Origin of the sequence: Prevotella sp. oral taxon 317 str. F0108 (genome assembly GCF_000162415.1) — a bacterium.
GTDB classification, from domain to species: Bacteria; Bacteroidota; Bacteroidia; order Bacteroidales; family Bacteroidaceae; genus Prevotella; species Prevotella conceptionensis.
Window position 1 is genome coordinate 1,487,980 of sequence record NZ_GG740072.1, and the last position, 11,417, is coordinate 1,499,396.

The window sequence follows — 11,417 nt, forward strand, 5'->3', positions numbered from 1 at the left end:
TTATTTAGTTATTGTAGAGCCATCTTTTCCCTTTCTCGAAAGGTGCGTGTCACTAGCCTTGATGATGCCCAACAAACGTGATTGTCTTTGTTTTGGGCTTAACGCTAACGCTTTTTTCGTTCTTTGTAAGTTGCTTTATGGGATACATCATACAGTTAGCTGTCTTGTTGACAGCTAAGCCCCATGAAACATCGTCTCTACGATGTTTTTACTGTGTTCCCCAAAAGTGTATATGGGCAATTATGCCCCATGAGCAGTGTTTAATGAATACGCGTGATGCTGCTCTGCTTGTTTCTTTATCTGCTGATTGTGGTGTTATTGTTACCTAAATACAATAGCCTATATATATAATAAGGTGTAGGGGGAGTGGCTTTGCCGGGTGTTACTGGCACCATTCCTTACACCACTTCATTCATTTTTATGTCGTTGTCGTCGATTGGCACCTCGTCTACCTTTTGGAAATCGAAACACACACCTATTTTATAGGCTTGCGGAACTTGTGCCAAAAAGCGGTCGTAATAACCCTTTCCGCGACCTAGTCGGTTGCCATGAGGGTCGAAACTCATGCCTGGAACCAAGATGGTTTCTATCTCTTGATAGGCCGTGAAGGGCTTGCCTGCGGGTTCTAGGATGTTCATTGCGCCTAGTTTAAGGTCTTGTGGACCTTGATATTGGCGTATTTCGAGGTGTTGCTCGTCGATAACCACGGGCAACAGCACCCTTTTCCCCATCTTTACAAGTTGGTCTACGGCCTCGTGCGTGTACACTTCGTCGGGCAACGAGTGGTAGAACATCACCGTGTTGGCCTGCACCACTCGTGGGTGAGCCAGCAAACGCTGCATTACGGCAAGCGACAACTGGCGCAATTGTTCGCCGTTGAATTGTCGCTTGCGTAGCCTAATTTCTTGTCTTAACGCCTTCTTGTCCATCATTTTCGCTTTGGCTGAGGTGCGGTCTTGCCCTTGTCGCTCTGTGTGAGCTTGGGAAAAGCGGCATTATTCTTAAATACCTTCAAGGCGGCAGTTATAACACGGTCGTCTTCGTTAAGGTATTGTGTCCATGCTTCGTCGTCGAGCATGTTGTAAACGATGCGGCTGATGATGAAACGCGAAAGCATTTTGTGCGACTTACGTATCATCAGGTTGCGCCGTTGCAGGCCATGCTTGTCGGCATACGAGGCGAATTGTTCCACCACATTTTGCTTACCCAGGTAGTCGGTCAGCTCTTTAAGGGTTTTATACTTGGCAAGCTTTTGCCTATTGTTATCCGTATAGTTGTAGGCGAACTGCAAGATAAGCCCGCTCATGGCTGCTTGTTTAAAGTAAGAGGTAACGCCGATTGTGTCTTCGCCTACGAAAATGTCGGGCGTAATGCCGCCACCGCCGTACACCAAGCGACCAATGCCCGTGTGATAAGCAGGCCCCGTGTGCTTGATGCTGTCTTGCGAGAAGAACTCGCCATGCTGATAGCGGCTGTAAATGTCTTGTTCGTAGTCGGCAGCATCGCCAGTGGCGTATGGCTTTTGTATGCAACGGCCCGACGGCGTGTAGTAACGGGCGATGGTTAGGCGAATAAGACTGCCGTCGGTAAAGCCCATTTGCTGCTGTACCAATCCCTTTCCGAACGAACGACGACCGATGACGGTAGCCCTGTCGTTATCTTGCATGGCCCCTGCGAATATCTCGGACGACGATGCCGAGCCTTCGTTGATGAGCACAACGAGCGGCATACGCTGGTAGCTACCCTTTCCGTCGCTCACATAGTCTTGCCTTTGCGACTTGCGACCTTGCGTGTACACTATCAGTTTGTTCTTTGGTAGAAACTCGTTGGCCATCTGTACGGCCGATTGGAGAAAACCACCCGTGTTGTCGCGAAGGTCGATAACGAGGTTCTTGCATCCCTCTTGCGATAGCTTGGCCAAAGCGATGAGCATGTCGGGATAAGTTCTTTCGCCGAAGTTCTTAATGCGGATGTAGCCCGTATCGTCGTCGAGCATGTAGGTGGCAGTTATGCTTTTTTGCGGGATGTCGCCGCGTGTGACGGTAAATTCCAACGGCTTTTTATGCCCATAACGCAGTACGCCGATGCGCACCTTCGTGTCTTTCGGACCTTTCAGTCGGCGCATGGCCTCGTCGTTGGAAACTGTTTTGCCCACAAAGGGCTTTCCGTCTATGCTTACTACCTTGTCGCCGGCCAGCAATCCTGCTCTTTCGGCAGGTGCATTCTTTATCACGTTTTGCACGTGTAGCGTGTCTTCGCGGATGTTGAACTCGATACCCACGCCAGAGAACGAGCCTTTCAGCTCGTCGTTGGCGGCTTGCATGTCTTTGGCTGTGATGTAAACCGAGTGTGGATCGAGGTCGGATAGTATCTGTGGGATAGCCTTATCCACCAGCGAGTCGATGTTTACGTTGTCAACGTATTGGTCGTCGATGATGTGCAGCAGGTTGTTGAGCCTGTTGCTACCCGAATTGATGATGTTAAGCCTGTTGCCAGAGAAGTGGTTTGCATAGAAAGTGCCAATCACAATGCCGAATGCAACGCACACGGCCATGAGCAAGGGCATATATCTGTTTCGTCTGTTAGGGTTCATTCTGTTCTGGATTGAGATAAATCACTTCGATGTTAGCTTTGCGAAGAAGTTCTATGCCCTCTTCTAGCCGGTATTTCTCGCCGTATACCACACGTTTGATGCCCGACTGTATGATGAGTTTTGAGCATTCTATGCAGGGTGCAGCCGTTACGTAAAGCGTAGAGCCGTCGCTGTTGTTGCTACTTCGGGCCAGCTTGGTAATAGCGTTGGCCTCGGCATGCAGCACGTATGGCTTGGTAACGTTATTGTCGTCTTCGCACACGTTCTCAAAACCGCTGGGCGTTCCATTGTATCCGTCGCTGATAATCATCTTGTCTTTCACCACCAGCGCGCCCACTTTGCGGCGAACGCAGTAGCTGTTTTCGGCCCAAATGCGTGCCATGCGCAGGTAGCGCAGGTCTAGAATGGTTTGTTTGTTGTCGGTACACATATATATAATATGGGTGATTGGATGTTTGTTGTTGTGGCGTTTTGTTTGGCGGCGAAAGCCCAATGGGGTTATGATTAGCCGTTGGCCACGATGCCGTCGCGTTCTAACAGCGCGTCGATGGTGGGCTCGCCACCGCGGAAACGCTTGTAAAGCACCATTGGATGCTCTGTTCCGCCACGCGAAAGAATGTTGTCGCGGAAACTTTGAGCCGTGGCTTGGTCGAATATTCCGTTCTTCTTGAACATGCTGAAAGCGTCTGCATCCAGCACCTCGGCCCACTTGTAGCTGTAATATCCTGCGGCATATCCGCCCGCCATGATGTGCGAAAACTGGGTAGTCATGCACGTATCGGGCAGTTGTTTCATGATGATGGCCTCTTTCCACGCCTCTTTTTCAAAGGGAATGATGTCTGCCGTGAATGCCTCTCGCTGCGTGTAGTAGGCCATATCGAGCAATCCGAATCTCACTTGTCGCAGACAACCCGATGCCGCCATGAAGTTTCGGCTTTTCACAATGCGGTTGATAAGTTCGTCGGGGATGGGTTCGCCAGTTTCGTAATGGAAGGCAAAAGTTCGTAAAAACTCCTTTTCTATGGCGAAGTTCTCCATGAATTGCGATGGCAGTTCCACGAAGTCCCACCATACGTTGGTGCCGCTAAGACTTTCAAAGCGGCTGTTGGCGAACATGCCATGCAGCGAATGGCCAAATTCGTGCAAGAAAGTTTCCACTTCGCCAAGGGTAAGCAGTGCGGGCTTTTCGGCAGTTGGCTTAGTGAAATTCATCACCACGCTAACATGTGGCCTTACGTTGTTGCCCTTTCGGTCTACCCATTGCCCCTGGAACTCGGTCATCCACGCACCGCCTTGCTTGCCCTTTCGGGGAAAGAAGTCGGCATAGAACACGGCCAGATAACTTCCGTCTCGGTCGAAAACCTCGTAGGCTTTCACGTCGGGATGGTAAACGGGGATGTCGTTGTTGGGCTTAAAGGTTATGCCGTATAGGCGATTGGCCAGTCCGAACACGCCGTCGATAACCTTCGACAGTTCGAAGTAGGGGCGCAACATTTCGCTGTCGAGGTTGTATTTCTGCATTTGCAGCTTGTGCGAATAGTACGCCGTGTCCCACGGTTCCAGCTCAAAGTCGTCGCCTTCCATCTCTTTGGCCATGCTTTCCATTTCTTTCAGTTCGGCCTCGGCCGTGGGTTTGTAGGCCTTAATGAGGTCGTTTAGCAGGCGATAAACGTTGTCGATGTTGGTGGCCATGCGGTGTTTCAGTACATAGTCGGCGTATGTGTCGTAACCCAAAAGCTGTGCCAGCTCCCTTCTGAGGTTCACCAGGCGTTTGCAAATCTCCAAGTTGTTGGTGTCGTTTTGGTGCGTACACTCGGTGTTTCGCGCCATGTAGAGTTGCTTGCGTAGGTTTCGTTGCGAGGAGTAGGTCATGAAAGGCGAGTAACTGGGGAAGTCGAGTGTGAACACCCAGCCCTCTTTGCCTAGCTCCTTAGCGGCAAGTGCTGCGGCATCGCGCGCCATATCGGGCAGTCCGTCCAGCTCTTCCTCGTTGGTGATATGCAGTGTAAAGGCTTTGTTTTCTTTCAACAGGTTTTGCGAAAACTGCAAGGACAGCACGCCAGCCTCTTCTGTTAGCTTGCGAAGTTGTTCTTTTCCCTCGTCGTCGAGCAGCGCGCCGCTACGCACAAAGCCGTCGTAGCTGTTTTCCAAGAGCATCTGTTCTTCGGCATCTAGTTCGCGATGGTTTTCGTACACGTACTTAATGCGTTCGAAAAGCCTTTTGTTCAGTCGCACGTCGTTGGCGTGTTGGGTAAGAATGGGGCTCATCTTTTGTGCCAGCGCATCAAGTTCGTCGTTGGTTTCTGCGCTGAGCATGCACGAAAAAACATTCGACACGCGGTTAAGCAGGTCGTAATAGTGGTCTCCGTTCTCGTTGTCCACCCTGATAATCGTGTTTTCGAAGGTGGGCGTTTCGGGGTCGTTGATAAGTTTCTCAATCTCTTCGTCGTCTCTCCTGATACCTTCCAAGAATGCCTCTTCGTAGTGTTCGGTTCTTATCAGGTTGAAAGGCACGGTTTCGTGCGGTGTTTTATATTCCCCGAAAAAGGGGTTGTTGTGATTTTTGCTTTCTTCTTTCAAATTCTCATTCATAACTGTAAATGTCTTCTAGTATCTCTATTGTCGCCGTTTTCGTGTTGCCGTGGCGTGGGGTTGCAGTTGTGGGGAATGCCCACTTGTTGCTGTACCGTGCCGTTGAGGCAACCTAAATGTTGAAGGCGTGGTGTGTAATGCGCTTGGCCTTTGTTGCGATTTTAGCTTTACAAAAATAGCAAATTTCGGGCAAACGGCTATCTGTTCTTCGTCTTTTTAACTTATGTTAGTTTTGAAAGGCTGTGTCGGCGTTGTTATAGCCTAAAAGAATTGCTTTTGGAATGCTGTTCGTACACCGCCGTTTTGCCGTCAATGGGTCGGTGAAAACTATTTGCTGCGAGGCTACAAGCATCTTTGTAGTCACGCTACAAGCGTCTTGTAGTGCGGCTACAAGCACCTTGTAGTGCCAGTACAAGCATCTTGTAGCATCAGTACAAGCCCCTTTGTAGTGTCAGTACAAGCCGCTTGTACTGGTGTTAAACCCTTGTGTGTGCTAACTCGTCCCGTAGGCAATGGATGCTATAACTTAGCCAGTTAGACAATGTGCGAGACAATTGTTGCGCCAAATAATATTCTGGAAAATGGTGTAAATCAAATTAATTTTGACCTTTATTAGGCGGTTGGCGTGCGGCCAAAGCCCGAAAATTAGATGGTTTTTGGGATATGTCGGGGTGTAAAAAAGCGTAAAATCACACTGCAATTGGGTGTAAAATATGATGAAACAATTGCAGCGGACGACACAAACAGAACAATAAAGCCGACAAATTGGTTTGTAAGCTTATCGGTTGCACATACGCTGTGTAAATGCGCATAAATAAACGACAACAAATTTAAATTCTCTTAAAACTTGGATATAAGTATTTTCTATTCTCCCATTTATCACTATCTTTGCATAAAACCAATTAAAAAGACAACACACTTAAATGTTTGAAAATCTTAGCGACAGACTTGAAAGGTCTTTTAAAATAATTAAAGGTGAAGGAAAAATCACCGAAATCAACGTGGCCGAAACCCTTAAAGACGTGCGCAGAGCCTTGCTCGATGCCGACGTTAACTATAAGGTGGCCAAGACTTTCACCGATACGGTAAAGCAAAAGGCACTGGGCATGAACGTTCTTACGGCCGTTAAGCCGGGGCAACTGATGGTTAAGATTGTGCACGACGAGCTAGCTGCGCTCATGGGTGGCGAAACCGTAGGCCTGCAACTTACAAATCGTCCGGCAATCATATTGATGTCGGGCTTGCAAGGTTCGGGTAAAACCACGTTTAGCGGTAAGCTTGCCAATCTGCTTAAAGGCAAACAGCACAAGAACCCCTTGCTCGTGGCCTGCGACGTGTATCGTCCTGCGGCTATCGAGCAGCTTAGGGTTGTGGCTCAGCAAGTGGGTGTGCCAGTTTATAGCGAACCCGACAACAAGAATGTGGTGGAAATCGCCAACAACGCCATTCGTGAGGCCAAGGCCAAAGGCAACGATGTGGTGATTGTGGACACCGCCGGACGCTTGGCCGTTGACGAAGAAATGATGGACGAAATCTATCGTCTGAAACAAGCTTTGAACCCCGACGAAACCCTTTTCGTGGTGGATTCGATGACGGGACAAGACGCCGTGAACACCGCTCGCGAGTTTAACGACCGCTTGGACATAGACGGCGTGGTGCTGACAAAGCTAGATGGCGACACGCGTGGTGGTGCTGCGCTAAGCATTCGCACGGTTGTTACAAAGCCCATTAAGTTTGTTGGTACGGGCGAGAAGATGGAAGCCATCGATGTTTTCCATCCCGAGCGTATGGCCGACCGCATTTTGGGTATGGGTGACATAGTGTCGTTGGTTGAAAGAGCCCAAGAGCAGTTCGACGAAGAAGAGGCAAAGCGCCTGCAAAAGAAGATACAAAAGAACAAATTCGACTTTAACGATTTCCTAAAACAGATAGAACAGATAAAGAAAATGGGAAATCTTAAAGACTTGGCGTCGATGATACCAGGCGTTGGCAAGGCTATCAAGGACGTAGACATCGACGATAACGCCTTCAAGGGCATCGAAGCGATCATCAAAAGCATGACGCCCAAAGAACGAACTAATCCTGAAATCCTTAATAACAGCCGTCGACAACGTATTGCGAAGGGCAGCGGAACCAACATCCAAGAGGTTAACAGACTGATAAAGCAGTTTGACCAAACACGAAAGATGATGAAGATGATGACCGGAACCAATATGGCGAAGATGGCCGGCATGGCGAGCAAGATGAAAGGAATGCCCGGAATGCCGAAACTTTAAAACCTAACTAAGAAATGATGCAGTTAATAGATGGAAAAGCAACTGCTACTGCCATCAAGGCGGAGATTGCCGAAGAAGTAAGGCAAATCGTTGCTAACGGAGGTAAACAACCGCACTTGGCCGCGGTGCTAGTGGGCCATGATGGTGGTTCGGAAACGTATGTGAAGAACAAAGTGATTGCTTGCGAGCAATGTGGCTTTAAGTCTACCCTCATCCGCTTTGAGGAAAACGTTACCGAGGACGAACTGCTGGCTTGCGTAGACAAGCTGAACAAGGACGAAGACGTAGACGGATTTATCGTGCAGTTGCCCTTGCCTAAGCACATCGACGAGCAAAAGATTGTCGAGGCAGTGGATTATCGCAAAGACGTAGACGGTTTCCATCCCATCAACGTGGGGCGCATGGCTATCGGTTTGCCGTGTTTCATCTCGGCCACACCGTTGGGTATCCTCACCCTTTTGCAGCGTTACGGCATTGCCACTTCGGGTAAGAAGTGCGTTGTGCTTGGCCGTAGCAACATCGTTGGTAAGCCAATGGCGCAGCTGATGATGCAAAAGCAATACGGCGATGCCACTGTTACGGTGTGCCACTCGCACTCGCCATCGCTCAAAGACGAGTGTCGCGAGGCCGATATCATCGTGGCAGCCATCGGACGGCCCGACTTCGTGACGGCCGACATGGTAAAAGAGGGTGCCGTTGTGATTGATGTGGGCACCACGCGTGTGGAAGACCCATCGCGTAAGGGCGGTTTCCGACTGAGCGGAGACGTTAAGTTCGACGAGGTTGCGCCCAAGTGTTCCTTCATTACGCCTGTTCCGGGCGGCGTTGGCCCAATGACCATCTGCTCGTTGATGAAGAATACCCTCTCGGCTGGTAAGAAAGAATTTTATAAATAAATAAGGTGTGGATGGCGAACAGGGTTTCGTGCCTGGTTCGCCATTCCCTAAAAGGCAATGAATAGCGAGGCCTATTACGAACAAGGCAATGCCTACCGCCGAGAAGGGAATTGGCAAAAGGCGTTGGAATGCTATGCGGAGGCCATTGAATTGGACCCCGAAAGTCCTGCGGTTCATGCGCGGGAGATGCTCAACAGCATCTTGGCCTTCTACTCTAAGGACGCCCTTAATCCTTGAAAAACAAATTACTGCACATTGGTGACAACCTTTCGCCGTCGTTGCAAGTAAAGAAATTCAATCGCAACACATGCAGTTGCGATGCCACAACGAAAGTACTGCCCAAGGCAGCATATAAGAAAGAAGTTATGAACAAGATAAAAGGAGCCGTGGTTATCAACACCGACAGGTGCAAAGGATGCGACCTGTGCGTAGTGGCATGCCCATACGACGTGTTGGAACTGGCTCGGAAAAAGGTGAATGCTAGCGGATATGCCTACGCGCAAGCCGTGAAAGCCGAGGCATGTGTGGGTTGCGCCGCGTGCGGAACCGTCTGCCCCGATGGTTGCATCACCGTTTATAGAATGAAAGTGAAGGAGAATAGTGATGGCAGAGCGTGAAGTCAGACTAATGAAAGGTAATGAGGCGATAGCCCATGCGGCCGTTCGCGCCGGCATCGACGGGTACTTCGGCTATCCCATCACCCCTCAAAGCGAGATAATTGAAACATTGGCCCAACTGCGCCCTTGGGAAACCACGGGCATGGTGGTGCTGCAAGCCGAAAGCGAAGTGGCATCCATCAACATGCTTTACGGCGGCGGCGGGTCGGGTAAGCGCGTAATGACCTCGTCGTCGTCGCCAGGTGTGGCCCTCATGCAAGAGGGAATATCCTATATGGCGGGTGCCGAGATACCGGGACTTATCGTTAACGTGCAACGTGGTGGCCCTGGTTTGGGTACCATTCAGCCTTCGCAAGGCGACTATTTCCAAAGCACGCGCGGCGGCGGAAACGGCGACTACAATGTCATTGTGCTTGCTCCCAACTCGGTACAAGAGATGGCCGACTTCGTAGACTTGGCCATGAACTTGGCCTTTAAGTACCGAAATCCGGCCATGATACTAAGCGATGGCGTTATCGGACAGATGATGGAGAAGGTGGTTCTTCCGCCAATGAAACCTCGCCGAACCGAAGAAGAGATAATAAAGGAGTGCCCTTGGGCATCAACAGGCCGCACTCGTGGCCGCGAACCCAATATCATCACCTCGCTCGAATTGCGTCCTGAGTTGATGGAAGTAAAGAACAGGGCACTGCAAGCCAAGTACGAAGAGATACGCAACAACGAAGTGCGTTTTGAAACACTGCTCACCGACGATGCCGAATACGTCTTCGTGGCGTTTGGCAGCGCGGCGCGCTTGGCCGAAAAAGCCGTAGAGCTGGCTCGCGAAGAAGGCATACGTGTTGGGCTTTTCCGTCCCATTACGCTGTGGCCTTTCCCCGAACGTCAGTTGGATAGCCTTGCACAAGGCAAGAAAGGCTTGCTCGTTGTAGAGATGAACGCAGGGCAAATGGTGCAAGACGTGCGCTTGGCCGTTGAAGGAACGGTCCCCGTAGCCCACTTTGGCCGACAAGGCGGCATCGTTCCCGAACCCGAAGAGATTGTAAAAGCGTTAAAGGAGAAGTTGCAATGACCACAGATATAATCAGTCCTGAGAACCTAGTTTACGCCAAACCGGCACTCTTGAACGACACAACCATGCACTATTGCCCCGGTTGTTCGCACGGCGTGGTGCACAAACTCATAGCCGAGGTTATCGCCGAGATGGGTATGGAAGAGAAAAGTGTGGGCATTAGCCCCGTTGGTTGTGCCGTGTTTGCCTATCGTTACATCGACATCGACTGGCAAGAGGCCCCTCATGGGCGCGCTCCGGCATTGGCAGCAGGCATCAAAAGGCTTTGGCCTGACCGCCTTGTGTTTACTTATCAAGGCGATGGCGACCTTGCTTGCATTGGCACAGCCGAGACCTTGCACGCGTTGAACCGTGGCGATAACATCACCATCATCTACGTTAACAACGCCATTTACGGCATGACGGGTGGGCAGATGTCGGCCACAACGCTGCTCGAACAGCCCACGGCCACTTGCCCCACAGGCAGAACGCCCGAACTTCACGGCTATCCCATCGACCTAACCAACCTTGCCGTGCAGTTAGAAGGCACGTGTTTTGTTAGTAGACAGAGTGTGGACACCGTGGCATCCATCAATAAAGCCAAGCGTGCCATACGCAAAGCGTTCGAATCTTCGATGGCTGGCAAAGGCTCGTCGCTCGTAGAAATCGTGTCCACTTGCAGCAGCGGATGGAAAATGTCGCCCGCCGATGCCAACAAATGGATGCAAGATAACATGTTCGACCATTATAAGAAGGGCGACTTAAAAGATAGGACGAAAGAATGAAACACGAGATAATCATCGCCGGTTTCGGTGGCCAAGGAGTGCTTTCAATGGGAAAGATACTGGCCTACTCTGGCTTGATGGAAGATAAAGAAGTAACGTGGATGCCGGCATACGGACCTGAACAGCGCGGCGGAACGGCCAACGTAACGGTCATTGTAAGCGACGAGCGCATCTCTTCGCCTGTTCTGAGCAAGTACGACGTGGCCATTGTGCTCAACCAACCATCGCTCGACAAGTTCGAACCACGCGTAAAGCCCGGCGGCATACTTATCTACGACGGCAACGGCATAGCCTCTCCGCCATCGCGAACCGACATTAAGGTGTATCGGATGGACGCTATGGACAAGGCTGCCGAAATGAAGAACGCCAAGGTTTTCAACATGATTGTACTTGGCGGACTGCTTAAAGTTTGCCCTGTGGTTAGCACCGAGGGCTTGAACAAAGCCCTGTTTAAAACCCTTCCCGAACGCTATCACAACTTGATACCGCTGAACATGGAGGCTGTTGAGCAGGGTAAGCAAATCATTGCAGAACAATGATGCAGTGCGAAAACAACTACGTGTATCATGCAGTGATGCAAGATAAAGCTAAATTTGAATTTCTGAGACAC

At 50.3% G+C, this 11,417-nt stretch carries 11 protein-coding genes; 7 read left to right on the forward strand and 4 right to left on the reverse strand.

From position 1 onward, the window contains the following. Positions 1-398: 398 nt before the first annotated feature. From HMPREF0670_RS05735 to HMPREF0670_RS05750, 4 genes are all read right to left on the reverse strand, one after another. Positions 399-929 (reverse strand): 5-formyltetrahydrofolate cyclo-ligase, encoded by a 531-nt coding sequence (locus HMPREF0670_RS05735; RefSeq protein ID WP_009230213.1) that lies wholly within the window; start codon positions 927-929, stop codon positions 399-401. Next, a complete protein-coding gene (locus HMPREF0670_RS05740; protein ID WP_009230214.1) occupies positions 929-2,593 on the reverse strand; it encodes a S41 family peptidase in 1,665 nt (554 codons plus the stop codon). The genes HMPREF0670_RS05735 and HMPREF0670_RS05740 overlap by 1 nt, the downstream gene beginning before the upstream one ends. Continuing rightward, complete coding sequence (locus HMPREF0670_RS05745; RefSeq protein WP_009230215.1) at positions 2,583-3,023, reverse strand: deoxycytidylate deaminase; 441 nt, start codon at positions 3,021-3,023, stop codon at positions 2,583-2,585. The genes HMPREF0670_RS05740 and HMPREF0670_RS05745 overlap by 11 nt, the downstream gene beginning before the upstream one ends. Positions 3,024-3,097: 74 nt before the next feature. Continuing rightward, positions 3,098-5,185: a M3 family metallopeptidase gene (locus HMPREF0670_RS05750; protein ID WP_009230216.1), complete on the reverse strand. Its 2,088-nt coding sequence runs from the start codon at positions 5,183-5,185 to the stop codon at positions 3,098-3,100. A gap of 923 nt (positions 5,186-6,108) precedes the next feature. On the opposite strand from HMPREF0670_RS05750, the gene ffh reads away from it, so the two are divergent. The 7 genes from ffh to HMPREF0670_RS05790 all read left to right on the forward strand — a co-directional run bounded on the left by ffh (position 6,109) and on the right by HMPREF0670_RS05790 (position 11,346). Further along, positions 6,109-7,461, forward strand: coding sequence for a signal recognition particle protein (gene ffh / locus HMPREF0670_RS05760; RefSeq protein ID WP_009230217.1), 1,353 nt, complete (start codon positions 6,109-6,111; stop codon positions 7,459-7,461). A 17-nt stretch (positions 7,462-7,478) separates the two neighbouring features. Continuing rightward, on the forward strand, positions 7,479-8,357 hold the full coding sequence (folD, locus tag HMPREF0670_RS05765) for a bifunctional methylenetetrahydrofolate dehydrogenase/methenyltetrahydrofolate cyclohydrolase FolD (RefSeq protein ID WP_009230218.1): 879 nt from the start codon (positions 7,479-7,481) through the stop codon (positions 8,355-8,357). 57 nt (positions 8,358-8,414) lie between these two features. Beyond that, a complete protein-coding gene (locus HMPREF0670_RS05770) occupies positions 8,415-8,594 on the forward strand; it encodes a tetratricopeptide repeat protein (protein ID WP_009230219.1) in 180 nt (59 codons plus the stop codon). A gap of 128 nt (positions 8,595-8,722) precedes the next feature. Beyond that, the gene (locus tag HMPREF0670_RS05775) at positions 8,723-8,974 is read left to right on the forward strand and encodes a ferredoxin family protein (protein WP_009230220.1); all 252 of its coding nucleotides are present in this window, start codon (positions 8,723-8,725) and stop codon (positions 8,972-8,974) included. Then, a complete protein-coding gene (locus HMPREF0670_RS05780; protein ID WP_044077750.1) occupies positions 8,961-10,043 on the forward strand; it encodes a 3-methyl-2-oxobutanoate dehydrogenase subunit VorB in 1,083 nt (360 codons plus the stop codon). The genes HMPREF0670_RS05775 and HMPREF0670_RS05780 overlap by 14 nt, the downstream gene beginning before the upstream one ends. After that, a complete protein-coding gene (locus HMPREF0670_RS05785; protein ID WP_009230222.1) occupies positions 10,040-10,807 on the forward strand; it encodes a thiamine pyrophosphate-dependent enzyme in 768 nt (255 codons plus the stop codon). Before HMPREF0670_RS05780 ends, HMPREF0670_RS05785 begins: the two co-directional genes overlap by 4 nt. Beyond that, positions 10,804-11,346 carry a 2-oxoacid:acceptor oxidoreductase family protein gene (locus HMPREF0670_RS05790; RefSeq protein WP_009230223.1) on the forward strand — a complete coding sequence of 181 codons (543 nt, stop codon included), beginning with the start codon at positions 10,804-10,806 and terminating at the stop codon, positions 11,344-11,346. Before HMPREF0670_RS05785 ends, HMPREF0670_RS05790 begins: the two co-directional genes overlap by 4 nt. The last annotated feature ends 71 nt before the right edge of the window (positions 11,347-11,417 follow it).